The sequence below is a fragment of the Brevibacillus thermoruber 423 genome (assembly GCF_000454065.1).
In the GTDB taxonomy this organism is placed as follows: domain Bacteria; phylum Bacillota; class Bacilli; order Brevibacillales; family Brevibacillaceae; genus Brevibacillus; species Brevibacillus thermoruber.
The window spans coordinates 757,620-783,797 of record NZ_ATNE01000001.1 but is presented as its reverse complement, the minus strand read 5'-3'; the positions used below and the strand labels follow the sequence as shown (position 1 = coordinate 783,797).

The window sequence follows — 26,178 nt, the reverse complement described above, 5'->3', positions numbered from 1 at the left end:
GAAGCGCGGCAACGCGTGGAGCTGACGAATACTAATCGGTCGAGGACTTATCCACTCCATATCCTTTGCCACCCATGCGTATCCAGTTTTGAAGGCGCGAAGCACGGTGCGTGCAAGTGCCGGTGCTGCCTCAGAACGAGGTGGTTGTAGTCGACCGAAGTCTTCATCGTTCCTCGGTAGCTCAGTCGGTAGAGCAATCGGCTGTTAACCGATCGGTCGGGGGTTCGAGTCCCTCCCGAGGAGCCATTATTACGGATGGATGTCCGAGAGGCCGAAGGAGCACGATTGGAAATCGTGTAGGCGGGGATAACTCGTCTCGTGGGTTCAAATCCCACTCCATCCGCCATCATGGCCCGTTGGTGAAGCGGTTTAACACAGCAGCCTTTCACGCTGTCATTCAGGGGTTCGAATCCCCTACGGGTCACCATGTAAAGAGATGGGATCCCCACAACGTAATCGGAATTCGCTTCAAAGCAATCCGTCACTTTGTGGGGTGTTGTGGAGGCTTAGCTCAGCTGGGAGAGCATCTGCCTTACAAGCAGAGGGTCGGCGGTTCGATCCCGTCAGCCTCCACCATTACTGTAGAATTTCAATCGTCGCGGGATGGAGCAGTCTGGTAGCTCGTCGGGCTCATAACCCGAAGGTCGCAGGTTCAAATCCTGCTCCCGCAACCAAACCTGGAGCTGTGGTGAAGTTGGAGTTCACGCCGGTCTGTCACACCGGAGGTCGCGGGTTCGAGTCCCGTCAGCTCCGCCATTCTCGTTTCCCTTTGCTTCATCAGCGATGGCTCGGTAGCTCAGTCGGTAGAGCAGAGGACTGAAAATCCTCGTGTCGGCGGTTCGATTCCGTCCCGAGCCACCATATACAGGGGCATAGTTTAACGGTAGAACGAAGGTCTCCAAAACCTTTGGTGTGGGTTCGATTCCTACTGCCCCTGCCAATTGCGTGGCGGTCGTGGCGAAGTGGCTAACGCATCGGATTGTGGCTCCGACATTCGTGGGTTCGATTCCCATCGATCGCCCCATCTTAATCTCATATTGGGGCATAGCCAAGCGGTAAGGCAACGGACTTTGACTCCGTCATTCCTAGGTTCGAATCCTAGTGCCCCAGCCATTTATGCGGACGTAGCTCAATTGGTAGAGCGTCGCCTTGCCAAGGCGAAGGTCGCGGGTTCGAGACCCGTCGTCCGCTCCATTTGTGTCTCGGCAGGGTTTGGACGGAACATGGTCAGCCCATGCCGAATATAATGTCAAACATGGAGGCATAGCCAAGTGGTAAGGCACGGGTCTGCAAAACCCTTATCCCCCGGTTCGAATCCGGGTGCCTCCTCCATAAACGTGCCGGTATGGCGGAATTGGCAGACGCGCGCGACTCAAAATCGTGAGGGAAACCGTGGGGGTTCAAGTCCCTCTACCGGCACCATACCTGAAGGTTTCAACGAGGAATCGAACAGATTCCTCGTTTTTGCGTGTTCGTACAGAGCCGGTTTGGATTACCAAACGAACCGGTCTTATGGTAAGATGAAAAGGCCACAGGCAAGGCATGATCGACTGTATGTTCTCTCAATGTTATTCCTACGAGATCGGACTTTGCACGCTGGAATCGGCGTGCTTTCTGTTTTCCTGCACAGAATAGGCCAGTACGCCAGTGGCAGATTGACAGCGAACGGGGTGTTGGGGATGAGTTACGGATTGCATGAAAGGCCGCCGGCGGGCACAACCGTTTTGGCCGCCCTGCAATGGCTGATCGTTACGGTTTCCAGCAGTGTCGCCGTTCCGTTGGCGATCGGGGACGTGTACGGTTTGCGGCCTGACGAGATCAGTCACCTGATGCAGCAGACCATGTTCTTCATTGGCTTGGCCTCTTTCCTGCAGGCGTGGCTGGGACACCGCTATCCGATGATGGATGGGCCCGCGGGATTGTGGTGGGGCATCTTTATCATTTTGGCGCAGATTGGATCCAGCGTGGGAATGGGTCCGCGGCTGATCGGCCAATCGTTCCAGGTGGGGTTGATCCTGGCGGGCGGCTTGTTCCTGCTGTTTGGGATGCTGGGCTGGATCAGCAAAATCCAGCGCTGGTTTACGCCGCTTGTGTCCGGCACCTACATGGTGCTGTTGGCGGTCTCCTTGTGCAGCAGCATTGTGACCGGCATGCTGGGGATCGGCTACCGGCACGCAAAGGAAGTTCATCCGGGCATTGCCCTGGTGTCGGTCTTGATCGTCGCGCTGGTTCTCGTCTTTCTGCGCAGCAGGCGGTTGGCCAGCTACGCCGTGCTGCTGGGAATGTCGATCGGATGGGGACTGTACGCCGTTTTGGGCTGGACGGAACCGATCCGGCCCAGTGACGAGTGGATGGTGCTGCCCACCCTGTTTTTTTGGGGAGAGCCCAAGTGGGATGGGGGAGTCATCCTGACCAGTCTGCTGACCGGGTTTGTCCTGCTTACCAATTTGGTCACCAGTTTGTCCGTCGTGGGCAAGGCGACCCGGTCGGAGCCGACCGTCCAGCAATACAACCGGGGCGGCGTGTTTACCGGGGTGTCTCACATCCTGTCCGGGTTGGCCGGGGTTGTCGGCATGATTCCGCTGTCGTTGGCGGCGGCCGTGATCCAGACGACGGGGATGGCGGCCCGTTTGCCGTTCATGGCAGCGATGGCGGGGATGATGGTGATCGGCATGCTGCCGTCCGTATCCCAGTTCCTGGCCGCCCTGCCGACGCCGGTCGCGTACGCCGGGATGTTTATCGCCTATACGCAGCTGCTTGGATTTGGAATAAAAGACCTGGCGTCGATCCGGTTGGATGACCGGGATATCACGATCGGCGGCAGTTCGCTCTTGGTGGGGATCGGGGTCATGTTTGTGCCGGCGACGGCGTGGCAGCACCTTCCCTCGCTGGCGAGCTTTCTGTTCGGCAACGGGCTGCTGCTCGGCGTCATGGTGTGCCTGCTGCTGGAACACGTGGTGTTTCCCCGGCCGGCGGAATCGGAGCCGACAACGGAGATGCAAAAAGACGGCCGCTCTGCGTGACGGACCGTCTTTTTGTTTGGCAATTGCCCCAGGGGAGCGGTTACGAGGTGACGAGATAGGAGAGCGTCACTTCGCCGCCGTTGATTTCCGTGAACATGCGGGCCGTCGCGCCGAGAATCTCGTCCCGCTGATTCGGAGACACGTGCTCGTGGAAAAAAATCACCTGCATCAGGTTGCGGCTGTTCTCCGTGACGGACGTCCGCACCGAGTCGACGATCGGGCTGCCGAACGCGCCCTGGTCATCGGCGAGAAGCAGTTTTCCCTCCATCTGCACTTCACGGCCGTTTAGTCCCTGGTAAGCGTCGGAGGCTTGTCCCAGCCGGCAGACCACAGGGCCGCGCAGTTGATCTTCGTCGTAAATGCCGTACGGCAGGGCATGCAGCACGGAGAAGAAGTTGTTGACGTCGACCGCGCCGTTGATCCAGAAAAACGGATGGCCCTGCAGCAGCCGGCGAATCAGGGCCTCCGAGGAAGGACGGTAACGGGAGGGATCGATCCCCAGCCGCTTGAAGCAGGCGCGCCATTCACGCACGCCTTCGATCTCGGCCAGATTGGCGAGCTCCCGCTCCAAACGCAGCGATTCCACGAACAGATTGATGCGCCCCTGCAGCATTTTGGGAGACGGGCTTACGGTCACGCCGGCGTAGTGAATGACGCCCAGAGAAAAACGCGGCAGGCGTTCAACCACCGTGGAGTCCAAGCGTACCTTCATCAGTGTCACTCCTTGTCTCTCAACCGTTTTTTGGTAGTATAACAAAAACGGCGATGGAAGTCATATCGAAGACGTTTCTTCGTCAGCGGAGGTTTGTTTTTCTGCCTGGCAGGCTGTGCCGCGACACATATCCTTTCAGAGACAGCAGCAAAAAATTTTGTGGAAGCGGCTGTCCTTCGTTACAATAAAGATGAACAGGAGGGATTCCCCGACAATGCGTGAAGTGACCATTTATACCGACGGTGCCTGCTCCGGCAATCCGGGACCGGGCGGCTGGGGCGCCGTGCTGATGTACGGCGAGCACAAAAAGGAAATGTCCGGTGCAGAAGCCAATACCACCAACAACCGGATGGAGCTCAAGGCGGCGATCGAGGCGCTGTCCGCGCTGAAGGAGCCGTGCAAGGTCACCTTGTACAGCGACAGCGCCTACCTGGTGAACTGCTTTCAGCAGGGATGGTACAAAGGCTGGCAGCGCAACGGCTGGAAGAACAGCAAGAACCAGCCGGTGGAAAACCAGGACCTGTGGAAGGAACTGCTGCGCTTGATGGAAATACACCAGGTTCAGTACGTCAAGGTAAAAGGTCACGCGGACAACGTGTGGAACAACCGCTGCGACGAACTGGCCACGGGGGCGATCAAACAACTGTGAGCGACCGGCAGTACTGGGAACAGACGAAGCAGGCGATTATCGCGTATGCCAACGAGATTGGAATCGACAAGATCGGGTTTGCCAGTGCCGATCCGTTTCTGACGCTGAAAGAGCGTTTGGTGGAGCATCGGGAAAAAGGGTACGAATCCGGGTTTGAGGAGCCTGATCTGGACAAACGGACCGATCCCAGCCTCAGTCTGGAAGGGGCGCGGTCGCTGATTGCCATCGCGCTGGCATATCCCTCCAAGATGGAAAACCCGCCTAAATCCGAACCGGGCGCGTATCGCGGCATCCTCTGCCGCGCGGCATGGGGGATGGACTACCATCACGTCCTGCGCGAGAAGTTGGACAAGCTGGCCCGGTTTATCTGCCGTCTGGAGCCCGGAGCCCGGGTGCAATCGATGGTGGATACGGGTGCCTTGTCCGACCGTGCCGTAGCGGAGCGGGCCGGCTTGGGATGGGTAGGCAAAAACTGCGCGCTGATTACGCCGGAGTTTGGCTCGTGGGTCTATCTGGGTGAGCTGATCACCAACCTGCCGCTGCCTCCGGACAAGCCGGTGGAGGAAGGGTGCGGCGACTGCAATCTGTGTGTGGAAGCCTGTCCGACAGGGGCGCTGGTTCAGGGAGGGCAGCTCAACGCACAGAAGTGTGTGGCATTTTTAACACAGGTAAAAGATTTCATTCCCGACCAGTACAGGGCGAAGATCGGCAACCGGCTGTACGGCTGCGACACCTGTCAGACGGTCTGTCCCAAAAACCGCGGCAAGCACTTTGCCCATCACGCGGAATTCAGGCCCGATCCGGAAGTGGCCAAACCGCTTTTGCGTCCGCTGCTTCACATGAGCAACAAGGAATTCAAGCAGACGTTCGGCGCTTCCTCCGCTGCCTGGCGCGGGAAGAAGCCGATTCAGCGAAACGCCATCCTGGCGCTGGCCCATTTCCGCGACCGCACCGCTGTTCCCGATTTGATCCGGCTGCTGGAAGAGGATCCCCGCCCCGTCATTCGGGGAACGGCCGCCTGGGCGTTGGGCAGGATCGGCGGCGCTGAGGCGGAAGCGGCGCTGCAGGCGGCCCGGGAACGGGAGACGTCGCCGGACGTGCTGGCCGAAGTGGAGAAGGGAATCGCCCTTTTGCACCAGCCCGGTTCGTCCAGAGCAGCCCAAACGGACAACGAGAGGGGCAGCAAGGGGGCAAACGTGTAGATCATTCACATGAAAAAACGGGTAGGGAGGAACGATGGATGCCACAAGTATTGGGGTACACCACCATGGACTCGCCGATTGGACCGCTGCTCATTGCTTCTACGGAAAACGGACTCTGCTTCATCGAGTTTGGCTCCGAGGAGCAGGCGCTGCCCAGCTTGCAGCGCTGGTGCCGCAAGACCTTCATGGGCGTCTCCATCAGCCGGGACGATCTGGGAAACCAGCCTGTCCGCGAGCAGTTGGACGAGTATTTTGCCGGTCGGCGGAAGACGTTTGACATCCCGCTGGAATTGTACGGCACGCCGTTTCAAAAAGCGGTCTGGACCGAACTGACCCGCATTCCCTATGGCGAGACGCGTTCCTACAAGGAGATTGCGATATCCATCGGTGCGGCAAAAGCGGTCCGGGCCATCGGCGGGGCGAACAACCGCAATCCCATCCCCATCGTCGTTCCCTGCCATCGCGTCATCGGTTCCAACGGAGCGCTCGTCGGATACGGCGGCGGGCTCTCAATCAAAGAACACCTGCTGGCATTGGAAGGCGCACACGCAGCGTCTGTCCACGGCCGCTCGCCAAAAGCTGTCCGGTAAACCGGGCAGCTTTTTTGTTGTTCCCAGTCCTTCTGAACGGCCGCGAACTGTCATAAGCATCAGGGAGAGGCCAGCGCGAGCGCATGAACCCCGACGTGAGGGGAAAAACGCAACGGGACATACGGAAGCGGTGATGTGAAGCGGGAATCACCCAGACAGCGGGATGAAAGCGGAAATCACCGCTGCCGCGAACTGTGTGCGAAACACATCGAAGCAGCAGGACGAAAACGGAAAAAACCGAACAGGAAAACGGGCGCGGGCCAACGGGGAAAGGAGGAGGCGGATGGAAGATTGGCTGAACTTCCTGCAGGACTATTGTAACGCCGTACAACAAAGCTGGGTCGACGGCCGATGGGAGCGGCTGCAGCCGTTGGGAGCGGTCCCCGGTGCGGGGGCGGAGCAGCGGGAGCTGTGGCTGCGGGAACAGGAACAGTATCGGGACAGGGGAGCGGAGATCACCGCGGTTCAGGGTAACGTGGTGCCGCTGTATTGGCTGGAGTACAACGGGCGCGTACAAGTGGAATTTGCCTGGCACGTCCGGCGAACGTACCGGCAGCACGGCGCTGAACTTGTGGAAGAAACGCGCCGGCAGCAGCGGATGGCCGTAATCAGGCAGGGAACGGGATGGGCGCTGGATTGGATCGGGCCGTGCCCGGACGGGGAGACGGACGCGGCCGTGTTGAAAAAGCCGGAAGCATGGATGGAGATGATCGGGACTGGGGAAGGGATGCAGCCGACATTAACCGTTCACGGAGCGAAGGGGTACCAAGCGGAGCAGGCGGTCGCCTATGCGGAGCGGTACTGGAACTCCGCCAATCCGGCCTACCCCCATTTTACCGACGACTGCACCAATTTCATCTCGCAATGTCTCTACGCGGGCGGCATCCCGATGCTGTTTTCCGGGGAAAAAGGGCGCGGCTGGTGGATGCGGTCGGGCAAATCGGCCAGTTGGAGCTACAGTTGGGCGGTGGCGCACAGCTTGTACCTGCTGCTGAAATCGGGCGGGCCGCCGATGCGTGCCGTGCAGAAGAACTCGCCGGAACAGTTGATGCCGGGGGATGTGATCTGTTACGACTTTGACGGAGACGGACGGTTCCAGCACACCACCATCGTCGTGGCCAAGGACGCCAACCACCTGCCATTGGTCAACGCCCATACGACCAACAGCCGGATGCGCTACTGGAACTATCGGGACTCGACGGCCTACACTCCAAACATTCGCTACGCGTTTTTTCACATACAGGGCATGTGAGACAAAAGAGGCGGCCTCCTCGGGAGGAACCGCCTCTTTTTGTCGGGCTACGGCCGTCGTCTGAGCGCCGTGCGGACGAAGCTGATCGAGCGGAGCAGCCAGACGAGAGCGGCCCACCCGAGCAGGTCGCCAAGCGTGTGCGGCTCGCCTTTGATCGACTCCACATAGATGATGCCGTGAAACAGCACCAGCACGTACAGCAGCGGGGCGTTCAGATGCAGCCGTTTCCAGCCCGCTCCGCCCAGAAGCTGTTCCGCGCGCCGGGAGGAGGTGAGCCAGAGGGAGAGCAGCACGAAAAAGGCGGTCAGGCCCAGGTAGTTGGCTGCGCCGGTGACGGTCAGGTTGGGATAAAGCGTCCCGGCCCCGCTCCCGTCATGCAGGAAAAAGAGTCCCAGCCAGCCGTCTGCCTGGAGTTCACGCTGCGGAAACATCAATTCCGGCCCCCGTTCGAACAGGTACAGCACCAGCGCGACGTGCAGGAAACCGGCCGCGCCCGCAAGAATGCCCAGGTCGCGGCGCAGAAGCAGGCAATACGGAACGAAGCGGGGCGGCAGCCACAGTTTGATGGGCCCCACCAGGAGGGTAAGCCCGATCAGGACAAAGGCGAGGTACCCCAGCATCATGCTCCAGGCCTCCAGTGAAGGAAAAAAGTTGAAGTCAGGCTGCATCCATCCCGCCCAGAGCGCCAGCAGCGCCAGGCTGGCCGTGTAGGTTGCCGCGCGAAATAACCGCATGGGCGACAGCTCCTTTCTTCCCGTGTGCGGGGCTTTTTTTTCTTTTGATGCGGCAGCCGGTCTGTTTGTTACAGCAGCCACGAGGATTGGGCGAGTCAAGCATGCGGCGGGAGAGCGGGGGATACCGGCAACTCGGAAGGTGGTCATCTCCATGGGAGATTCGGTATAATAGAGGATGTTTGAAAGTTCGGTTGACAAGGAGTTTGTTGACATGCCGCTGCACATTGTCCTGCACGAGCCGCTCATTCCCGCCAACACGGGCAATATCGCCCGCTCCTGCGCGGCGACGGGGGCTCATCTGCACCTGATTCATCCGCTGGGGTTTTCCACGGACGACCGCTACCTGAAACGGGCCGGCCTTGATTACTGGCATGCGGTAAAGGTTCATCACTACGACAGCTTTGAGCACTTTGCCCAGGCGCAGGGAGAGAACGCCGGCACGTTTTACTTCGTGGAAACGTGGGGAGAAAAGCTGTACACGGAGGTTTCGTTCCGCGACGGCGATTACATCATCCTCGGCAAAGAGACCACCGGCCTGCCTACCGAGCTGACCGACCGGTACCGGGAACAGACGATCCGCATCCCGATGAGCGGCGCCACCCGCTCCATCAATTTGTCCAACTGCGCCGCCATCGTCCTGTTTGAAGGGCTCAGGCAGTTGGGCTTCCCCGGGCTCTCGTAACGGACAGCCCCTATCACAACAATCTTGCTCGATGCGGTGACGAAAAGGGAGGCGGACCGGGCAGCAGGAAGCGCTTCATCGCGCCGCCCAGCCGTTCGACAAGGAAAAAGGAGAACGATACGATGACGGTGACCACCATTTTGTTTGACCTGGACGGCACGCTGTTGGAGATGCAGACGGAGCCGTTTGTCAAAGGGTATCTGAAGGAGCTGGGCCGCTACGTCGGCGACCGCTATGACGCCGAGAAAATGCTCGCCCTGATCTGGGACGCCACCAAGGCGATGATCGCCAACCAGGAGCCGGACAAGACCAACGAGCAGGTGTTTGTCGAGTATTTCAGCAAACACGGCCTGTGGGACAAGGACGAACTGTGGCCGATGTTTGACGCGTTTTACCGGGATGTTTTTCCCCAGCTTTCCCACATGACCTACCCGTCGCCGTGGGCGAAACAGATCGTGGAGGAAGCCAAACGGCAAGGATTCCGCGTGGCCGTCGCCACCAATCCGGTCTTCCCCCGCGCCGCCATCCATCACCGGCTGGCCTGGATCGAGCTGGCGCCGCATGACTTTGAGCTGGTCACGGTGTACGAGGAATCCCACTTCACCAAGCCCAATCCCGCCTATTTCGCCGAGATTTGCCAAAAGCTGGGGGTGCAGCCGACGGAATGCGTAATGGTCGGCAACCACATGCAGGAGGACATGGTGGCCGGCAAGCTGGGGATGAAGACGTTTCTCGTCACCAACTGGCTGGAAGACCGCGGCGAACCGCAGTATCCGGTCGATCAGTGCGGCACCTTGGAAGAGCTCTACGCCGCCATTTCTCAGCGGACGGGTGTGTTCGCCCGCTGAGAAGGGGGGACACGCGTTATCGGCCGACCGTCACCGTGATGCGGTGACGTCTTTTTTTTTGTGCAGAAAACAAGCAGACATCCGCGAGTGATCCGCAAAAAAAAGCAGGTTGCCCAATTCAGGCAGCCTGCTTTTTTCCTGGGAGCGATGTCAAAAAGGAAAGCCGGCGATCCGGCTCGGCCTTACAGATTCCAGGTCTTGTCCTCGTTGTATCCCGCCGTGAGAATGAAGAACAGGAAAGCGGCAAAGACCAACCCTACGATAAACGTACCCATGTTGGACTGCTCCTTTCGTATTACCAAACTACTCCCATTATAGCGTAGCTTGCCCTGTTTGCAAGGGAGTTACGCTTTGCCGTTTCTGTCATTTTCATGAATGTTTCGCGGCTGACGGGAACCGGAAGGCGCCAGATTTGTCGCGGGAGGGCTGAAACATGTGTTGTCATTGTGCATACACATATGAAAAGGATTGTGCATCCTGTTGCCGCTCCGATGGAACGGGTCCACGCGCATGCGTGGCCGCAGTCGGACATATACATGAAAGTACACTGTTGTTCGCGAAGAGAGAGGGGCTTATGAAGGAGGAGAGACGAGCATGGACATTTTAAAACGCATCGCCGAGCACAGGGCCCGTGAAGAAAAACTGATGTGGAAAGGCACATTTGCCGAATATTTGGAGATGGTACGCAAAAATCCGCGGATCGTCCAAACCGCACATTCGCGGGTCTACAACATGATCAAGGCTGCAGGCGTCGAAGAAAACGAAGACGGAAGCCGCTCGTACAAGTTTTTCAGCCGGGAGATCTTCGGACTGGATCGGGCGATCGAGCGGCTGGTGGAAGAGTATTTTCACTCCGCCGCCCGCCGCCTGGATGTGCGCAAACGGATTCTGCTCCTGATGGGACCCGTCAGCGGGGGGAAATCGACAATCGTGACGATGCTGAAACGCGGATTGGAGGAGTACTCCCGCACCGATGAGGGGGCTGTGTACGCGCTGGACGGCTGCCCGATGCAAGAGGAGCCGCTTCACCTGATCCCCCGCGAACTGCGGCCGGAGATCGAGGAAGAACTGGGGATCAAAATCGAAGGGGACCTGACCCCGTACAACCGCATGCGGCTGGAGACGGAATACGGCGGGCGCATTGAAGATTTTCCCGTTCGCCGTATCCTCTTTTCCGAAGCCGACCGCGTCGGGATCGGCACGTTCAGCCCGTCCGACCCGAAATCCCAGGACATCGCCGACCTGACCGGGAGCATCGACTTTTCCACGATCACCAAATACGGCTCCGAGTCGGATCCGCGGGCATACCGCTTTGACGGGGAGCTGAACAAGGCGAACCGCGGCTTGATGGAATTCCAGGAGATGCTGAAATGCGACGAAAAGTTTCTTTGGCACCTGCTCTCGCTCACCCAGGAGGGCAATTTCAAGGCCGGCCGCTTCGCGCTGATTTCCGCCGACGAACTGATTGTCGCCCACACCAACGAGGCGGAGTACAAGGCGTTTATCGCCAACAAGAAAAACGAGGCGCTGCAGTCGCGGATCATCGTCATGCCGATCCCGTACAACCTGCGCGTGAGCGACGAGGAAAAGATCTACGCCAAGCTGATCAAGCAGTCCGATCTCGGCCACGTCCATATCGCGCCGCACGCGCTCCGGGCAGCCGCCATCTTTTCCATCCTCACGCGGTTGAAGGAGTCGAAAAAGCAGGGGGCCGATCTGCTGAAAAAGATGCGCCTATACGATGGGGAGTCGGTGGAAGGCTTCAAAGGCTCCGATCTGGACGAACTCCGGAACGAGCATGCGGATGAAGGGATGTCCGGCATCGACCCGCGCTACGTGATCAACCGGATCTCCAGCGCGCTGATCCGGCGGGACACCGAATGCATCAACGCGCTCGACATCCTGCGCGCGCTGAAGGAAGGGTTTGACCAGCATCCCTCCATCACCAAGGAGCAGCGGGAGCGGTATCTCAACTTCATTTCCATGGCCCGCAAGGAGTACGACGAACTGGCCAAGAAGGAAGTGCAGAAAGCGTTTGTCTACAGCTACGAAGAATCGGCGAAAACGCTCATGGACAACTACCTGGACAATGTGGAAGCGTATTGCAATATGAATAAGATAAGGGACCCCGTTACCGGCGAAGAGATGGATCCGGATGAGCGGCTGATGCGCTCCATCGAGGAGCAGATCGGCATCTCCGAAAACGCCAAGCGGGCGTTCCGCGAAGAAATCCTGATTCGCATTTCGGCGTACGCGCGCAAAGGGAAACGCTTTGACTACAGCACGCACGACCGCCTGCGGGAAGCGATCGAGAAGAAGCTGTTCGCCGATTTGAAAGACGTGGTGAAAATCACCACCTCCAACAAAACACCGGACGAACACCAGTTGAAAAAGATCAACGAGGTGACCAGACGGCTGATCGAGGAACACCGCTACTGCCCTGTGTGCGCCAATGAGCTTCTCCGGTATGTCGGCAGTCTGCTGAACAGATAAAGTACCCAGAGGGCACCCGGATCTGGCTTGCCAGGGAAGTTGATTCGACGTAGCTGCGCCAGTAGGAAGTACCCAGAGGGCACCAGGATTCGGCTTGCCAGGGAAGCCCATACGCCGAAGATGCGCCAGCAGGAGGGGGGAGTCTATATGGAAGATTCGTCACCGTTCGTCGTCTCCCGGGAAGACTGGTCGCTGCACCGCAAAGGGTACCAGGATCAGAACCGGCATCAGGAAAAAGTGAAAGAAGCGATCAAGAAAAACCTGCCCGATCTGGTCAGTGAGGAAAACATCGTCATGTCCAACGGGCGGGAAGTGATCAAAATCCCGATCCGTTCCCTGGATGAGTACCGGCTCCGCTTCAATTTTCAGAAGGGGCAGCACGGCGGTCAGGGAAAAGGAGACAGCAAAGTGGGCGACGTCATCGCCAAAGACGGGGACGCCGCCCAGGGCCCCGGCAAGGGACAGGGAGCGGGCGACCAGCCGGGTGTCGACTATTTCGAGGCGGAGATCACTGTCGAAGAGCTGGAGGAGATGTTGTTTGCCGAGCTGGAGCTGCCCAACCTCCAGCAAAAGGACGAGGACAGGATCATCGTGGAAGAGACGCGTTTCAACGACGTCCGCAAAAAAGGGCTGATGGGCAACATCGACAAAAGACGGACGCTGATCGCCGCCATCCGCCGCAACGCGCTGGCCGGCTACAACGACCTGGAGCTGGGCATCAGCGACGATGACCTGCGCTTCAAGACGTGGGAGGAGATCGTCAAGCCCCACTCCAACGCCGTCATCATCGCCATGATGGACACCTCCGGCTCGATGGGTGTGTTTGAGAAGTACATCGCCCGCAGCTTTTTCTTCTGGATGCTGCGCTTTCTTCGAACCAAGTACGAAAAGGTGGAAATCGTCTTTATCGCTCATCATACCGACGCCAAGGAAGTGCCGGAGGAGGTCTTTTTCTCCAAGGGCGAGAGCGGCGGCACGATCTGCTCCTCCGCCTACAAGAAGGCGCTGGAGATCATCGACAGCCGCTATCCTTCGTCCCAGTACAACATCTATCCGTTCCACTTCTCCGACGGCGACAACCTGACGTCCGACAACGAACGATGCGTCAAGCTGGTCAAGGAATTGATGGATCGCTGCAACATGTTTGGATACGGAGAGGTGAATCAGTACAACCGGCACTCCACCCTGATGTCCGCCTACCGGCACATCAAGGAGCCGAAGTTCATGCACTGCGTCATCCGGGAAAAGGGAGAAGTGTACAAGGCGTTGAAGACGTTTTTCGGGAAGAAGGAAGTCAGTTTGGGATGAGAGCAGAGGGAACCGGACGGTTATCGTCCGGTTTTTTGTGTGGTGCGCCCCGTGTGCTGCACCTCATAAGTCCTCAAGATTACCCCCTTGTTTCTCCGATAACCAATAAGAGGAGGTTACTCTATGGCGCTTTAACACACTATTTGTTAGCTATGTTTTGGGACGACTATATGTTTATCCAAAAACTTAAAGTGACTGGTAGTGGCACACAACATACATTTGATAACGTTAATGAAAATTTTTGGGTAATCTTTTGCGTTGAAATATTGTTGGCGGTAGCGTTGATGGTACTTTCTTTTTTTATCAAGAAAGAGCCTAAATAAACACCGATTTGGGGTGGCAGTTCATAAAGCCGTCTGCAGTCGGTGCAGTAATCGGTACGCCCGAGAAGAATCGGGAGGATGGCAGAAAAAAGAACCAGCAGACTCATATACAGTGAAAGGCACTTAATACGGAGTCCCTTTAATCAATGTTGTCGTTCACAAGGAAGAGCACGTTTATCGTGTGGATGCGAGGCACCTCTATCGTGTACGATGCCAACCCCTCGGAAATTCCTCGGAACGTCTTTTTGCTGGTCCGATCCAGCGTGTAGCGCGGCCTGGCGCTGCGGTTGATCTCCGCCAAGTCCGAATGTTGTGAGGGAACAGGTCGAGGCAGGCCGTTGCTTATGGAGGCAACGGCTTTTTCGCATAGAAGCAGCGGAACCCGTCTGGAACGCGTGATTGGGGAGTTACTGCACGATGTTGGGCAGAGCAGATGGGGCGTTAGTTGGGCTCGTCTTTTCCCACTACCCATTATCAAAATTGATTTTTTTCGTTCTGCAGCAGTTTACATTTTGGGGAAGACATATGATTTTGGGAATAAAACGTGTGAGGCCTCATGTGTTTGGGTATGGCTTTCAACTTGCTGAAATGGAAGCCAAACCGAACATAATGTATTGTATGACGAGTACAAGACCAACCGTAATAACATACTCCATTACCAGGTGAGTGATTTTCAGTGATTGATCCCGCTTGGTGAACCCGTATTTCATCACCATAAAAAGAGCGATCGCTACCATCATCGATACACTATCATTCACTGTACGCGTTCCTTTCAATGAAATGGGATGCGGGGGTGTGTCCCTCAGAGTGCAGACAACGTGACGGCATGGGGAGAAGCACGTTTTCCGGCATCCGCTCCGTCTTTTCCCGCCGAACACAAGCAAACGCGCGCGTTCGGCGGGCCCGGTTAACGCTTGCTTGTCAGGGAAGTACGGACGGAACCACATCAACCAAAGTTCCGTCACGATAAACGGGGCCCGCTAAACGCTCGGCAGGGAAGCACGGACTGCACGCTCCGCAGCGAGTTGCGGGGGATCGCCAAAACCGATAGTGACTCGTGGAACGGCCTCTTCAAAGGCGGCGCTCCTTGTTCCCGCAAAACGCTGCGCGGCCCGGTCGGGTCCAATAGCGGCTCTGTCTGAAAACCATGCTTCTCCATCAATCCAATCGCCTGTCTTCAGTCTGACCGGACGGCCATCGTCCGGTTTTTTGCGTCTGTTCCTCTGTCGCGGCTACAGCACGGCCAGCACTCCGTTCCACAGATCGATGCGGGCACGAAGCGACTGCACGGCCGTTCGTTCTGCCTCCGCCTGTTTTTCCGGGGAGTCTTCACACAGGGCGGTCAGCAGCTTTTCCGCCAGCGGGCCGTGTTCGTCCCCGTCCAGTTCGATGTGCCGCTGCAGGTAGTAGTTCAGCCGTTTGGTCGATTGGCCATTTCGGTTCAGTTCGTCGACCAGCACCTGAAACATGTCCGGGATGATGTCCTCCCGTCCGAAGAAGAAGGCGGCGCATACTTCATGGGTCCCGCCGTTTTTCGCCAGTTCCAGGGTATGGCGGACAAAGCGAAAGACGGATTCCGGAACTTCCGCGGCCTGCAGCGCTGCAAGCGAGTCTTGTCCGGCCTGCAGTTCGGCCAGAAAGCGATTGATGGGACCCGTATCCGCGCCGCATTCGTTCATCGCTTCCACGTATAGTTCGAAATGGCTGGCATAGCCACCTTGACCGTCTTCATCGGTCTCCTCGCCCAGCACAATCTCGTTGATGAAACGGGCGTACTGGCTGTGTCGGGACGGAATCCAGGGCACCTCCGTGCAGGTCAGGTCCCGCTGCAGCCGTTTCAACAGGCTCATAAAGTCCCATACGGCAAAAACGTGGTGCTGCATGAAGATACGGACACGCTCGGGCGTGTTGATCTCCCGGTACACGGGGTGCTGCAGCAGTTCTTCGCGAATCGTACGGATGTTGTTCATCAGGTTCAGTTCCTTTCCTTGAGGGATGGCCCCGCGAAGTGTCGTTTCTATTATGGCACAGACAGTCGAGCGGCGTCCATGACGGCGACCTGTACATGTTCGGGCGTCCCGGGGGCTGGAAAAAACCTGTCTGTCCGTCGTTTGTGGTTAGTCCGGAAAAATCTGTCTGTCCGTCGTTTGTGGTTAGTCCGGAAAAATCTGTCTGTCCGTCCGGTCGTGGTCAATCTGGAAAAACCTAGCTTTCTGTCCGGTAGAGGTCAGGCTGGTTGCTTTCCCGTACAGAACATTCAGGCATGAAAAAGAGCCGGCCTCCCATGAAATGGCGGGAGATCAGCTCGAGTGAAAATGGCCAGGCGTGACGTGAATCCGGCATGTGCCATGATACACGGTTCTGCTCGGCACCAGGCGCTTTGGACAGGGGCACCGCGAACACAACGGGCTGCTCTTCCTCCGCATCACGCACGTTCGCCGTGTGGAAGCGGGGAGCCTCTATCGTGTGCGGTGCCGGTTCCCCGGAACGTTTCCGGAACGTCTTGTTGCCGGCCCGATCCAGCGTGAAGTGAGACCCGGTGCTGCGTGACGTGGTGCCTGATCCAGCATGGAGTGAGGCTGCGAGTGATTCGGCCCCGTCGGAATGCTGCGAGGGAACAGTCAAGGCAGGCCGCTGCTCATGGAGTTACCGGCTTTTTTGGCAAAGAAGCAGCGGAACCCGTGTGGAACGCATGAGTTGGGCGTTACTGCACAATGTTGGGCGGCGTGTTTTTGGCGTTCTTTTCCTGGTTCCACTGCTTGATCTGTTCAAAAATCCGCTTGATTTCCGCCTTGGCCTGCTGGTGCTCCGGTTCGCTGCCCCAGTGTTGGATGAGCGGCGGCATTACTTTTGCCATGTGGGAATAGAGACACCAGATGGTTACCATCTGGACGCGTTCGGGTGTGGCTTCACCGGTTAGCAGTTCCGTGAACTTTTCCAGCAGTGCTTGAAATTCGGGGGAAAAGGTTTGGTTGTCCGGCATCGACATCTTCCTTTCTGACTCCATCGGTCGATGGGGGTGGAATCGTTCCCTCTTAGTATAACGGATCATTTTGGAAATGATCAGGGGGAGATGTATCGGAAAGGCAGCGGTCATCTGCCGCGTTGGTCCATGATAGGGAATGATGCTGACCAATGCGGGCGACGAGGGACGATTCCATAAAATACATCGTAAAAACGAGATTTATGGAAGAATAAGGAGAAAACAAATCGTAATGTGGAAAATATCCTCATTTTTCGAGAAAATCAGGGAAAATCGCTGATTTCCACGTTTGCCAGGAAATTATCATAATTTTACCATATAAACTGTTAGCACTCACATCAAATGAGTGCTAACAGTGATGGTGCGAAAGAGCGTGAAGAACACAGGCTTCAGCCGGTTCGACGCCGCACGTTACCGTTGTCTTTCCATAACCCATACGGCACATCGCTGTCAGTCCCTGAGCGCTGTGTGACAAAAAAGAAGATTGTTCATAAATGGAAATTTTTTATTGCTCATTTTTTCAAATGAAGGTAAAAGATTTCGTTTATGTGCAAGCTTCTTTTTTATTTTCTCAAAAAGGGAGGATGATGACTCGTGAAGGCATTGCTGTTGGCGGGTGGTTTGGGCACCCGGCTGAGACCGCTGACGGAGAATCTGGCAAAACCGATGGCTTTGGTGGGAAACCGCCCGTGGCTGGAGCATCTCATCGTTCACCTCAAACAGCAGGGAATCGTTGATTTTGTGATTGCCGTCAAGCATTATCCGGAAATGATTCAACGGTACTTCGGCGACGGACAGGCGTGGGGCGTCAACATCGAATACGCAGTGGAAAAAACCCTGTTGGGCACGGCAGGGGCGATCAAAAACGCGGAAAAACTGCTGAGCGACCGTTTTCTGGCGGTCAATGCGGACATCGTTCACCAGGTATCGCTGCTGCCGCTGCTGGACTTCCACGTGCAGCACAAGGGGGGCGTCACGATCGGGCTGACCGAGGTGGATGACCCGTCGCAGTACGGCGTGGTGGAACAGCGAGCCACAGGGGAAATTATCCGCTTCGTGGAAAAGCCGGACAAGGAGACGGCGCCGTCGAACCGGATTAACGCAGGCATCTACGTGATGGAAAAAGAGGTGCTGAAGTGGATTCCGCAGGGACGGGAAGTATCGATCGAACGGGAGACGTTCCCGCTTCTGATCGAACGGAACGTGGGGGTCTACGGCAAGTTGATCGACGGCTACTGGATGGATCTGGGGACGAAAAACCGTTACCGGCAGGTGCACTGGGACCTCTTGGATCGCAAGCTGTCCCTGCCGTTTCGAGAGAAAGAACACGGCACGGGCATCCTGATCGGGGAGGAGAGCGAGATCGCCCAAGGCGTGCTGATCGTGCCGCCGGTGCTGATCGGCCGGCGGGTAAAAATCGGCGAGCGGAGCGTGATCGGACCGTATGCGGTGATCGGCGACGGCTGCGAACTGGGCAAGGGCGTCCGCTGCTCGGAAACGATCATGTGGAACGGCTGCAAGGTGCGCGACGCGGCCCAGTTGAAGAACTGCATCTTTGGGTACGGATTGGAGCTGGAAGCCAGCCACATTTTGCATGAAGCGGTGATGAACCGGACGGCGGGAGGAGGACAAGGATGATCCAGGTGGCTTACATGAGCACGTACGTTCCGAAAAAGTGCGGACTGGCGACGTATACCCATCACCTGCGGCATCACGTGAAACAGGCGAAACTGTGGAACGCAGCGGACCCGGTGATCGTGATGGCCGACGAGAACGAACAGGGGTACGGGAACAATCAGGCGCTGTGGCCGCTTGCCAAACACGACAGGGAGGCGTATCGGGCGATGGCGCAGAGAGTGAACGAGAGCGGCGTGTCGGTCGTCTCCCTGCAGCATGAGTTCGGCATTTTTGGCGGGGAAGCAGGGGCGTATGTGCTGGACTTTGTACGCGAGCTGAAAAAACCGCTCGTCACGACCTTCCACACCGTGTTTGCCTCGCCCCAGGAACCGTACCGGTCGATTCAGCGGGAGATCGCCGAACGGAGCGATCGGATCGTCGTAATGAATCGCCGGGCAGTCGGCTATCTGCGGCAGTCGTTCGGGATTCCGGAAGAGAACATCGTGTTTATCCCGCACGGCACCCCCGTTCCCAACCCGCAGCAGCGGGAGGCCGTTCGGCAGCGGCTGAACTGGGCGGATAAAAAGGTCATGATGACGTTTGGCCTGCTCAGCCGCGGAAAGGGTTTGGAACTGATTTTGGAGGCGCTGCCGCAAGCGGTGAAAGAGGTCCCCAACCTGCTCTACGCGGTGGTCGGCCAAACCCATCCGGAAGTGAAGAAACGGGAAGGGGAAGCGTACCGGGAGGAGCTGATGGAGCTGATCCGGCGAAACCGCCTGGAACGCCATGTGGTGATGATCGACCGGTACGTGGACGAAGAGGAACTGGTCCAATTCCTGACGGCGTGCGACCTGTACGTCACCCCTTACCCGGGAATGGAGCAGATCACCAGCGGCACGCTGGCCTATGCGGTCGGGCTGGGACGTCCGGTGTTGAGCACGCCGTACAGCTATGCCCAGGATTTACTGGAGGGCTGCGACGAGCTGCTGATTCCGTATGGCGAACGCGAGCGGTGGGCGGAAAAAATCGCGGCGCTCTTGCGTGACGACAGCCTGAGGCGGGACTGGGAGGCAAAAATCGGCCGCATCGGCTCCGCCATGCACTGGCCGCAGATCGGCAAACGCTACGCTTCCCTGTTTGTCAAGCTTTCCAAACAGTCCGGCAGCACGTTTGAACAGACGGAGGGAACACCCGTTGCGGCCCTTTCCCGTTAGCTTTCGACACCTGGAGAGAATGACCGATGACACCGGACTGTTGGAGCACTGTCTCGGAAACATCCCGCGCCGCCGGGAGGGCTATACCACCGATGACAACGCCAGAGCGCTGTGGGCGTGTGCCGTTTGGCGGCAGCATGCGGACCAGGCGGGAGACCGCGATCTGCAGGCGACCCTTGACCGCCTGATCGACCGCTATCTCGGGTTCCTTTTGTGGGTTCAGCAGGAGGACGGCAGCTTCCACAACAACATCGGCTACGACCGCAGGCCGGAACCGGAGAAGCCGTCTGACGACTGTCTCGGCCGTGCGCTGTGGGCGTGCGCGGTCGCATCGGCGGCGCTTCCCGACAGCGGCCGGCGGTTTGTCGCCTCCCAACTGTTTGCCAAAGGGCTGCCGCGGACGACGGCGATGAAGTTTCCGCGCGGGTGGGCCTTCGCGCTGGCAGCGTGCAGCTTTTTGGCCCGGAACGGCAGCGGCTCTGCCGATTCTACCGCCTGCATCGAGCTGATCGAGCTGTTTGAAGAACGGCTGACCCGGCTGTACCGGGAGGCGTCCGCCGACGGCTGGCATTGGTTCGAGCCGGTGATGACCTACGGAAACGGCGTGCTGCCGTGGGCGCTGTTTTCCGCCTACCGCGTGACGAAGCGGGAGGAGACGCTGGCCATCGCCAAAGAGAGCCTCGATTTTCTGATCGCCAAGATGACCGGACAAAACGGCGTGATTCGCCCCATCGGCAACCGGGGCTGGTGCACGCCGCAGTCCCGCAGCGACTGGGATCAGCAGCCGTTGGAAGTGATGAAACTGGCGCTCGCTTCGGCGGAAGCCCATGCGGTGCTGGCTGATCCTGTGTACCGGCAAACGGTGGACAAATGCCGGGCGTGGTTTTACGGAGACAACGATGGAGCCGTGCCGATGGCAGACGCGGCGGAAGGAAGCTGCTGCGACGGACTGACTCCAAGCGGAGCCAATCTGAATCAGGGAGCGGAATCGACCCTGTCCTACTTGCTGACGGAAGCGATTTATCACACTGCGGTAACTGGAGGTTGATGCACATGCGCGTTACGGCTGCACACGACATTCACATCCCGTCCCACGTTTTCCGGGAGTACGACATCAGGGGCAGAGCCGGGGAAGAGATTCATCCGGCGTTTGCCTGGCTCCTGGGGAGAGCATTCGGCCAAAAGCTGAAAGCGGCCGGGCTGGACAAGGCGGTCGTGGGGCGGGATAACCGGAAGTCTTCGCCGGAGCTGCAAACCGCTCTGATGGCCGGGCTTCTCCGCTCGGACATCCACGTCGTCGATATCGGTGAGGTGACGACGCCGATGTTTTACTACAGCCTGGAGCATCTGGACATTCCTTCCGGGCTGATCGTGACGGCAAGCCACAACCCCGGTGACGAGAACGGCTTCAAAATTGCCATGGACAAGACCACCATCTACGGCGAGGCGATCCAGGATCTGCACAACACCATGCGCGCGCTGCTCGCCGAGGAAGGCGTGCCGCACGAACGTTTTGCCCTTCCGGAAGGCGTGGAGCGGGTGGACATCGAACAGCCCTATCTCGCGATGCTGCGGGAAAAAATTGTCCTGGGACCGCGCAAAGTGAAGGTGGTGGCGGACTGCGGCAACGGCACCCCCTCGCCGTTCGTGCCGAAAGCGCTGGCCCAGTGGGGCTGCGAAGTGGTTCCGCTCTACTGTGAATCCGATCCGAATTTCCCCCATCATCACCCCGATCCGGTTGACCCGAAAAACCTGCAGGACTTGATCCGCAAGGTGCGCGAGGAGAAAGCCGACCTCGGGGTGGCCTTCGACGGCGATGGCGACCGCCTGGGCGTCGTCGACGAGCAGGGCAATATCCTGTGGGGCGATCAACTGATGATTCTGTTCTGGCGGGAGATCCTGCCGAAACATCCCGGATGCCAGGCGCTGGTGGAAGTAAAATGCTCGCGGGCACTGGTGGAAGAAATCGAGAAGCTGGGCGGAAAGCCCGTGTTCCACCGCACCGGCCATTCCCATATCAAAGCCTCGATGAAACGGCTGAACGTGCCGTTTACCGGTGAAATGTCCGGCCACATCTTCTTCAAGGACGAGTATTTCGGCTTTGACGACGCGCTCTACGCGGCGGGGCGGCTGCTTCGCATTTTGACCAACAGCGACAAGCCGCTGTCCGCGCTGTTTGCCGACATTCCCCGGTACCACGCCACGCCGGAGACGAGAGTCCCCTGCGAGGAAAGCAAAAAGCGGACCATCCTGGACAAGGTCAAACAGTATTTCCGGCCCGAGCGCGAGATTATCGACGTGGACGGCGCGAGGGTGATCTTCCCGAACGGCTGGGGACTGATCCGCGCCTCCAACACGCAGCCGATTTTGGTCCTTCGGGCGGAGGCGGATTCGGAGGAAGGGCTGGCCGAGATCAAACGGGAGATCGAGAAGGCCCTTGCGTTTGCCGATTCCGCGCTGACGGTGGGCTGGTAACCTTCGAAACAGCGGACTGACGTGTACCCGTACCATCCTGTCGTGATTCGATGGTAGTGCCTTCTTGCATACTGAGATCAACCGGGGTGAGTGAGGAAAATGAACGCGTATCCGTTACTGTTTTCACCGACGTATCATCAACGGATTTGGGGCGGCAATCGCCTGCGTACATTATTCGGCTATCCCATTCCCAGTGAGCAGACGGGTGAGGCGTGGGTCATATCCGATCACCCGAATGGCAGAACCACGATCAGAAACGGCGTCTATCGCGGAAAGACGATCAGCGAGCTGCTGGCGGAACAGCCCGATTGGTTTGCGCCGAAGCGTCTGGAACGCTTTCCGCTGTTGGTGAAACTGCTGGACGCCAACGACACGTTGTCCGTACAGGTACATCCGGACGACCGCTTTGCCGCTGTCCATGAGAACGGTGAACTGGGGAAGGCGGAGTGCTGGTACGTCGTGCACGCCGAACCCGGAGCGGAAATCGTGTACGGCCATACCGCCAGGACGCGGGAGGAGCTGGCGGAGATGATGAAGGCCAACCGCTGGGACGAACTGTTGGTGCGGGTCCCGGTACGGACCGGTGACTTCTTCTATATTCCGCACGGCACGCTCCACGCGCTGGGCAAAGGCATTGTCGTCCTCGAAATCCAGCAAAACTCCGACGCCACATACCGCGCCTACGACTACGACCGCGTCGACCAGTCCGGACGGAAGCGCGAACTGCACATCGACAAGGTGCTGCAGGTGACCAACGTGCCGAACAAGCCGGCCCAGATCCGGGCAAAGACAGCGGGCAGCCGCTTCCTGCAGGTGAACCACTACCTGGACAGCCCGTTTTTCACGGTAGAAAAATGGACGCTGCGCGGCTCGCGCGACGAAGAGTCCGGGGACCGGTTCTCCCTCGTGTCCGTTCTCGCCGGATCGGCCCGGCTGGAATGGAGCGGCGGTGATCTCACGGTGGAAAAAGGGGATCACCTGCTGATACCGAGAACGTTGGGCAGGTACAGACTGGCGGGCGACATGGAAGCAATTGTCTCCTTCCCGCCGGGACAGGCGGCCACGCTGCGAAAAGCGGGCTGAACGCGTCAGATGGTGCAAGCGATACAAAGACCCTGGCAAAGGGTCTTTTTCATTTTTATGGGAGCCCACGATCTTCTTTGCGCGTCTGGGCTCACCACCTCATGGGCGCAGCCATAAGCTGGGATATACACCTATACACGTTTGGAGGAGTTTTTCCATGCATGGATATCCGATAGCGTTTCCCCACTACTGGCCCAGGCTCGTGCGGGAGCCGGGATTGGGCGAACCGCGCGATCGGGGGCTGGCCGCCGATATCTTGCGAGCCATCCACCGGGAAGAGCGGGCCGCCAATTATTTCAGCACGCTGATGGAGCTGGCCCCGAACGACAACATCCGGACTGTTTTGGACATCGTCCGCGACGAGCGGATCAAGCATGCCCAGCGGTTCTCGGAAATCTACAGGCAGTTGACCGGACGGGAGCCGCAGATGAGGCGGGAAGAGGTGCCCGCGCCGGAATCGTTTGCCCGGGGACTGGAATTTGCCATCCGGGACGAACTGGCCGCCGCCGATCTGTACCGGGACATCGCCGATCGAGCGGTGACGCTCACGATCAGAAGGGGGTTCACCCGAGCAGCGGAAGACGAACTGCGCCAATCCAACGTGCTGATGAACATGCTGGCACAGCTGGGAGTATCGTAGATGGCTGGCGGGTGCCAAGCGAAAACGGGCGGCCTGTCCATTCGGGCCGCCCGCCGCTTTTGAAAAAAGGACAGCGGGCGCCGGGGGGTTACACGAGTGTCAGCGCTCCGGCGCCGTCGTGATCGGTTTCAGGCGCAGGGCGGCAGGGTCCGCTCCCCGGCTGCGCACGGCCTGAAACGCTTCTTCCCAAAAGTAGTGTTGGCTGTTGAGCGGATGCGGGCCTTGTGCCGCAACGGGCCGGTATTGGCCGTCCGGCTGCAGCACACGAGCTTTGGCGTCGTCCCGCAGCATGATGTCCAGGATGTGCAGGATCCGCTCCTTCAGGTCTTCCTGGAGGACGGGGAAGAGAATCTCCACGCGAGCGATCATGCTGCGCGTCATCCAGTCCGCGCTGGAGAGGAAGACGTCGGCCTCCCCGCCGTTGTGGAAGCAGTAGATGCGGCTGTGCTCGAGAAACCGGCCGACGATGCTGATGACGCGGATGTTTTCGCTGACCCCTTCGATGCCGGGCCGCAGGCAGCAGATGCCGCGCACGATCAGATCGATCTTGACGCCGGCGCAGGACGCCTTGTACAAGGCTTCGATAATCTCCTTGTCGGTCAGGGCGTTCATCTTGGCGATGATGCGGGCCGGTTTTCCCGCCTGACTGTGGGCGATTTCCCGCTCGATCAGGCCGAGGAACCTCTCCCGCAGACCAGCCGGGGCGGTCGTGATGACTTTCCACGCCGGCGGTTTGGAATAGCCGGACAGATGGTTGAAAAAGTGACTGGCGTCCTCGCCAAACGCTTCGCGGGACGTGAACATGCCGAGATCGGTGTAGATCCGGGCCGTCGTATCGTTGTAATTGCCCGTGCTCAGATGGACGTACCGGCGGAGCTCGCCGTTTTCGGCGCGGACCACGAGCGTGATTTTGCTGTGCGTCTTCAGGCCGACGATCCCGTAGATGACGTGGCAGCCGGCCTTTTCCAGCCTTTTCGCCCAGACAATGTTGTTCTCCTCGTCGAAGCGGGCCTTCAGCTCCACGAGAACGGTCACCTGCTTGCCGTTGTCCGCCGCCCGCAGCAGGGCGTTGACGATCGGCGAGTCGCCGCTGACCCGGTACAGCGTCTGCTTGATCGCCAGCACATTGGGATCGTCCGCCGCCCGCTGCACGAATTCGACCACCGGATCAAACGATTCGTACGGGTGATGCAGGAGCACGTCCCGCTGCCTGATGGTTTCGAACAGGTCCGCGGAGCCGAGCAGATCGCGGGGCGGCTGGGGCGGATACGGCTCGAAGCGCAGGGCATCGTATCCGGGCAGGCCGTAAAACTTGAAGAAAAACGAAGGATCCAGCGGACCGTCGATCCGGTACACTTCCGAATCCTCCAGCTCCAGCCAGTCCTGCAGGGTCCTTTTCAAAAAGTCGCTCATCGACGCGTCGACGGCGAGTCGGACCGGTTCCCCCATTTTCCGCTTCTTCAGCTCCTCCTGAATCGCTTCCAGGAGGTCTTCCGTCTCGTCCTCGTCGATGGTCAGGTCGGCGTTGCGGGTGATGCGAAACGCACTGGTTTCCAGGATGCTGTACCCTTGGAACAGGGTGTCCATGTGCTCGCGGATGACGTCTTCCAGCAGGATGAAGTGCGCCTCTCCCGCCGGCGACGGCAGGGCGAGAAAGCGGGGCACGACGGCAGGCACCTGGACGACGGCAAACAGCGGCCCTTCTTCCGGCTCCTCCGCGTTTTCCAGCAGCACCGCCAGATTGAGACTCTTGTTCAGGAGCATGGGAAACGGATGGCTGGCATCGACGGCCATCGGCGTCAGCACGGGGTAGAGACGGTGATGGAAAAAGTCGTGGACGAAAGCCCGCTGTTCGTCTTGAAGCTGTGCCGTTTTCAAAAAGCGGATGCCCACCCGCTCCAGCTCCGGGAGAATCTCGTGCTTCAGCACGGCAAACAGCTTGTTCATGACGACCTGCGTGCGTTCCCAGATCGCCTCGAGCTGTTCCCTGGGCGTCATCCCCGACTTGTTGTCCGGTTTGGCAAACCCGGCCTTCACCTGATCCTTCAGTCCCGCTACGCGCACCATGAAAAACTCGTCAAAGTTGCTGCTCGCAATGGCGATAAATTTCAGACGCTCAAACAGCGGGTTTTCCGGACGGGCGGCTTCCTCCAGCACCCGCTCGTTGAACGCCACCCAGCTCAGTTCGCGGTTGATATAGTACGCAGGTAGATGAAAATCGTTCATGGGTCAGTCCTCGACAGTGTGATTTTTGAAAACAGATGCCCGCATCGCGCAGCAGGTTTCCTCGAAAGGCGGCACGTCCCGGCCGGGCCGGCTTTGGCGAAGGCCTTTTCCATCGGAGGCCGGC

At 58.5% G+C, this 26,178-nt stretch carries 21 protein-coding genes and 13 tRNA genes; 29 read left to right on the top strand and 5 right to left on the bottom strand.

The window, feature by feature from the left end:
• Nucleotides 1–170: 170 nt before the first annotated feature.
• The 14 genes from M516_RS0103840 to M516_RS0103775 all read left to right on the top strand — a co-directional run bounded on the left by M516_RS0103840 (nucleotide 171) and on the right by M516_RS0103775 (nucleotide 3,023).
• Nucleotides 171–246: transfer RNA gene (locus tag M516_RS0103840), tRNA-Asn, on the top strand.
• Nucleotides 247–253: 7 nt separating this feature from the next.
• Nucleotides 254–346 (top strand) — tRNA-Ser (locus M516_RS0103835).
• 4 nt (nucleotides 347–350) lie between these two features.
• Nucleotides 351–427, top strand: a tRNA-Glu gene (locus M516_RS0103830).
• 73 nt (nucleotides 428–500) lie between these two features.
• Nucleotides 501–576 (top strand) — tRNA-Val (locus M516_RS0103825).
• A gap of 21 nt (nucleotides 577–597) precedes the next feature.
• A tRNA-Met gene (locus M516_RS0103820) sits at nucleotides 598–674 on the top strand.
• A gap of 5 nt (nucleotides 675–679) precedes the next feature.
• A tRNA-Asp gene (locus M516_RS0103815) sits at nucleotides 680–756 on the top strand.
• 29 nt (nucleotides 757–785) lie between these two features.
• Nucleotides 786–861 (top strand) — tRNA-Phe (locus M516_RS0103810).
• A gap of 5 nt (nucleotides 862–866) precedes the next feature.
• A tRNA-Trp gene (locus M516_RS0103805) sits at nucleotides 867–940 on the top strand.
• A gap of 8 nt (nucleotides 941–948) precedes the next feature.
• Nucleotides 949–1,024: transfer RNA gene (locus M516_RS0103800), tRNA-His, on the top strand.
• A 14-nt stretch (nucleotides 1,025–1,038) separates the two neighbouring features.
• Nucleotides 1,039–1,113: transfer RNA gene (locus M516_RS0103795), tRNA-Gln, on the top strand.
• Between the two features lie 5 nt (nucleotides 1,114–1,118).
• Nucleotides 1,119–1,194: transfer RNA gene (locus tag M516_RS0103790), tRNA-Gly, on the top strand.
• A gap of 63 nt (nucleotides 1,195–1,257) precedes the next feature.
• Nucleotides 1,258–1,332, top strand: a tRNA-Cys gene (locus M516_RS0103785).
• Nucleotides 1,333–1,339: 7 nt separating this feature from the next.
• Nucleotides 1,340–1,422, top strand: a tRNA-Leu gene (locus tag M516_RS0103780).
• A 257-nt stretch (nucleotides 1,423–1,679) separates the two neighbouring features.
• A complete protein-coding gene (locus M516_RS0103775; RefSeq protein WP_029097945.1) occupies nucleotides 1,680–3,023 on the top strand; it encodes a purine/pyrimidine permease in 1,344 nt (447 codons plus the stop codon).
• Nucleotides 3,024–3,063: 40 nt separating this feature from the next.
• On the opposite strand, the gene M516_RS0103770 is transcribed toward M516_RS0103775, so the two are convergent.
• Nucleotides 3,064–3,735 (bottom strand): B3/B4 domain-containing protein, encoded by a 672-nt coding sequence (locus M516_RS0103770; protein WP_029097944.1) that lies wholly within the window; start codon nucleotides 3,733–3,735, stop codon nucleotides 3,064–3,066.
• Between the two features lie 214 nt (nucleotides 3,736–3,949).
• Between M516_RS0103770 and rnhA the strand changes: the two genes are divergently transcribed.
• From rnhA to M516_RS0103750, 4 genes are all read left to right on the top strand, one after another.
• On the top strand, nucleotides 3,950–4,384 hold the full coding sequence (rnhA, locus tag M516_RS0103765) for a ribonuclease HI (protein ID WP_029097943.1): 435 nt from the start codon (nucleotides 3,950–3,952) through the stop codon (nucleotides 4,382–4,384).
• Entirely contained in the window at nucleotides 4,381–5,586 is a 1,206-nt protein-coding gene (gene queG, locus M516_RS22690; RefSeq protein WP_051188090.1) for a tRNA epoxyqueuosine(34) reductase QueG, read from the top strand. The genes rnhA and queG overlap by 4 nt, the downstream gene beginning before the upstream one ends.
• A 38-nt stretch (nucleotides 5,587–5,624) precedes the next feature.
• Nucleotides 5,625–6,176: a methylated-DNA--[protein]-cysteine S-methyltransferase gene (locus M516_RS0103755; protein ID WP_029097942.1), complete on the top strand. Its 552-nt coding sequence runs from the start codon at nucleotides 5,625–5,627 to the stop codon at nucleotides 6,174–6,176.
• A 283-nt stretch (nucleotides 6,177–6,459) separates the two neighbouring features.
• A complete protein-coding gene (locus tag M516_RS0103750; RefSeq protein WP_035288631.1) occupies nucleotides 6,460–7,428 on the top strand; it encodes an amidase domain-containing protein in 969 nt (322 codons plus the stop codon).
• A gap of 47 nt (nucleotides 7,429–7,475) precedes the next feature.
• On the opposite strand, the gene M516_RS0103745 is transcribed toward M516_RS0103750, so the two are convergent.
• A complete protein-coding gene (locus M516_RS0103745; protein WP_035288629.1) occupies nucleotides 7,476–8,162 on the bottom strand; it encodes a ferric reductase-like transmembrane domain-containing protein in 687 nt (228 codons plus the stop codon).
• A 211-nt stretch (nucleotides 8,163–8,373) separates the two neighbouring features.
• On the opposite strand from M516_RS0103745, the gene trmL reads away from it, so the two are divergent.
• From trmL to M516_RS0103715, 5 genes are all read left to right on the top strand, one after another.
• Nucleotides 8,374–8,844: a tRNA (uridine(34)/cytosine(34)/5-carboxymethylaminomethyluridine(34)-2'-O)-methyltransferase TrmL gene (gene trmL, locus M516_RS0103740; protein ID WP_029097939.1), complete on the top strand. Its 471-nt coding sequence runs from the start codon at nucleotides 8,374–8,376 to the stop codon at nucleotides 8,842–8,844.
• Nucleotides 8,845–8,966: 122 nt separating this feature from the next.
• Nucleotides 8,967–9,692 carry an HAD family hydrolase gene (locus M516_RS0103735; RefSeq protein WP_029097938.1) on the top strand — a complete coding sequence of 242 codons (726 nt, stop codon included), beginning with the start codon at nucleotides 8,967–8,969 and terminating at the stop codon, nucleotides 9,690–9,692.
• 594 nt (nucleotides 9,693–10,286) lie between these two features.
• Nucleotides 10,287–12,185, top strand: a complete 1,899-nt coding sequence (locus M516_RS0103725; RefSeq protein ID WP_029097937.1) for a PrkA family serine protein kinase — start codon at nucleotides 10,287–10,289, stop codon at nucleotides 12,183–12,185.
• Nucleotides 12,186–12,332: 147 nt separating this feature from the next.
• Nucleotides 12,333–13,493, top strand: a complete 1,161-nt coding sequence (yhbH, locus tag M516_RS0103720) for a sporulation protein YhbH (RefSeq protein WP_029097936.1) — start codon at nucleotides 12,333–12,335, stop codon at nucleotides 13,491–13,493.
• Complete coding sequence (locus M516_RS0103715; RefSeq protein WP_029097935.1) at nucleotides 13,490–13,816, top strand: hypothetical protein; 327 nt, start codon at nucleotides 13,490–13,492, stop codon at nucleotides 13,814–13,816. Before yhbH ends, M516_RS0103715 begins: the two co-directional genes overlap by 4 nt.
• A gap of 1,232 nt (nucleotides 13,817–15,048) precedes the next feature.
• Here M516_RS0103715 and M516_RS0103705 read toward each other — a convergent pair.
• Together M516_RS0103705 and M516_RS0103700 are read right to left on the bottom strand one after the other, a co-directional pair.
• The gene (locus M516_RS0103705) at nucleotides 15,049–15,786 is read right to left on the bottom strand and encodes a DUF3050 domain-containing protein (RefSeq protein ID WP_029097933.1); all 738 of its coding nucleotides are present in this window, start codon (nucleotides 15,784–15,786) and stop codon (nucleotides 15,049–15,051) included.
• Between the two features lie 734 nt (nucleotides 15,787–16,520).
• Complete coding sequence (locus M516_RS0103700) at nucleotides 16,521–16,799, bottom strand: DUF2573 family protein (RefSeq protein WP_029097932.1); 279 nt, start codon at nucleotides 16,797–16,799, stop codon at nucleotides 16,521–16,523.
• Nucleotides 16,800–17,393: 594 nt separating this feature from the next.
• Here M516_RS0103700 and M516_RS0103695 point away from each other — a divergent pair.
• From M516_RS0103695 to M516_RS22685, 6 genes are all read left to right on the top strand, one after another.
• Nucleotides 17,394–18,437: a nucleotidyltransferase family protein gene (locus M516_RS0103695; RefSeq protein ID WP_029097931.1), complete on the top strand. Its 1,044-nt coding sequence runs from the start codon at nucleotides 17,394–17,396 to the stop codon at nucleotides 18,435–18,437.
• Nucleotides 18,434–19,630: a glycosyltransferase family 4 protein gene (locus M516_RS0103690; RefSeq protein ID WP_029097930.1), complete on the top strand. Its 1,197-nt coding sequence runs from the start codon at nucleotides 18,434–18,436 to the stop codon at nucleotides 19,628–19,630. Before M516_RS0103695 ends, M516_RS0103690 begins: the two co-directional genes overlap by 4 nt.
• A 19-nt stretch (nucleotides 19,631–19,649) precedes the next feature.
• Nucleotides 19,650–20,678 carry a glycosyl transferase gene (locus M516_RS0103685; protein WP_231558804.1) on the top strand — a complete coding sequence of 343 codons (1,029 nt, stop codon included), beginning with the start codon at nucleotides 19,650–19,652 and terminating at the stop codon, nucleotides 20,676–20,678.
• Nucleotides 20,679–20,683: 5 nt separating this feature from the next.
• Complete coding sequence (locus tag M516_RS0103680) at nucleotides 20,684–22,105, top strand: phosphomannomutase/phosphoglucomutase (RefSeq protein ID WP_029097928.1); 1,422 nt, start codon at nucleotides 20,684–20,686, stop codon at nucleotides 22,103–22,105.
• Between the two features lie 99 nt (nucleotides 22,106–22,204).
• Nucleotides 22,205–23,188: a mannose-6-phosphate isomerase, class I gene (manA, locus tag M516_RS0103675; RefSeq protein ID WP_029097927.1), complete on the top strand. Its 984-nt coding sequence runs from the start codon at nucleotides 22,205–22,207 to the stop codon at nucleotides 23,186–23,188.
• A 157-nt stretch (nucleotides 23,189–23,345) separates the two neighbouring features.
• Nucleotides 23,346–23,828, top strand: a complete 483-nt coding sequence (locus M516_RS22685) for a hypothetical protein (RefSeq protein WP_051188088.1) — start codon at nucleotides 23,346–23,348, stop codon at nucleotides 23,826–23,828.
• Between the two features lie 99 nt (nucleotides 23,829–23,927).
• On the opposite strand, the gene M516_RS22680 is transcribed toward M516_RS22685, so the two are convergent.
• Nucleotides 23,928–26,054: an RNA degradosome polyphosphate kinase gene (locus M516_RS22680; protein WP_051188087.1), complete on the bottom strand. Its 2,127-nt coding sequence runs from the start codon at nucleotides 26,052–26,054 to the stop codon at nucleotides 23,928–23,930.
• Nucleotides 26,055–26,178: the final 124 nt, after the last annotated feature.

What these genes read in the sequence shown, in the direction of transcription:
- M516_RS0103775 (WP_029097945.1), top strand. Translation starts at nt 1,680, where the DNA reads ATGAGTTACGGATTGCATGAAAGGCCGCCGGCGGGCACAACCGTTTTG.
- M516_RS0103770 (WP_029097944.1), bottom strand. Translation starts at nt 3,735, where the DNA reads ATGAAGGTACGCTTGGACTCCACGGTGGTTGAACGCCTGCCGCGTTTT.
- rnhA (WP_029097943.1), top strand. Translation starts at nt 3,950, where the DNA reads ATGCGTGAAGTGACCATTTATACCGACGGTGCCTGCTCCGGCAATCCG.
- M516_RS0103755 (WP_029097942.1), top strand. Translation starts at nt 5,625, where the DNA reads ATGCCACAAGTATTGGGGTACACCACCATGGACTCGCCGATTGGACCG.
- M516_RS0103750 (WP_035288631.1), top strand. Translation starts at nt 6,460, where the DNA reads ATGGAAGATTGGCTGAACTTCCTGCAGGACTATTGTAACGCCGTACAA.
- M516_RS0103745 (WP_035288629.1), bottom strand. Translation starts at nt 8,162, where the DNA reads ATGCGGTTATTTCGCGCGGCAACCTACACGGCCAGCCTGGCGCTGCTG.
- trmL (WP_029097939.1), top strand. Translation starts at nt 8,374, where the DNA reads ATGCCGCTGCACATTGTCCTGCACGAGCCGCTCATTCCCGCCAACACG.
- M516_RS0103735 (WP_029097938.1), top strand. Translation starts at nt 8,967, where the DNA reads ATGACGGTGACCACCATTTTGTTTGACCTGGACGGCACGCTGTTGGAG.
- M516_RS0103725 (WP_029097937.1), top strand. Translation starts at nt 10,287, where the DNA reads ATGGACATTTTAAAACGCATCGCCGAGCACAGGGCCCGTGAAGAAAAA.
- yhbH (WP_029097936.1), top strand. Translation starts at nt 12,333, where the DNA reads ATGGAAGATTCGTCACCGTTCGTCGTCTCCCGGGAAGACTGGTCGCTG.
- M516_RS0103715 (WP_029097935.1), top strand. Translation starts at nt 13,490, where the DNA reads ATGAGAGCAGAGGGAACCGGACGGTTATCGTCCGGTTTTTTGTGTGGT.
- M516_RS0103705 (WP_029097933.1), bottom strand. Translation starts at nt 15,786, where the DNA reads ATGAACAACATCCGTACGATTCGCGAAGAACTGCTGCAGCACCCCGTG.
- M516_RS0103700 (WP_029097932.1), bottom strand. Translation starts at nt 16,799, where the DNA reads ATGCCGGACAACCAAACCTTTTCCCCCGAATTTCAAGCACTGCTGGAA.
- M516_RS0103690 (WP_029097930.1), top strand. Translation starts at nt 18,434, where the DNA reads ATGATCCAGGTGGCTTACATGAGCACGTACGTTCCGAAAAAGTGCGGA.
- M516_RS0103685 (WP_231558804.1), top strand. Translation starts at nt 19,650, where the DNA reads ATGACCGATGACACCGGACTGTTGGAGCACTGTCTCGGAAACATCCCG.
- M516_RS0103680 (WP_029097928.1), top strand. Translation starts at nt 20,684, where the DNA reads ATGCGCGTTACGGCTGCACACGACATTCACATCCCGTCCCACGTTTTC.
- manA (WP_029097927.1), top strand. Translation starts at nt 22,205, where the DNA reads ATGAACGCGTATCCGTTACTGTTTTCACCGACGTATCATCAACGGATT.
- M516_RS22685 (WP_051188088.1), top strand. Translation starts at nt 23,346, where the DNA reads ATGCATGGATATCCGATAGCGTTTCCCCACTACTGGCCCAGGCTCGTG.
- M516_RS22680 (WP_051188087.1), bottom strand. Translation starts at nt 26,054, where the DNA reads ATGAACGATTTTCATCTACCTGCGTACTATATCAACCGCGAACTGAGC.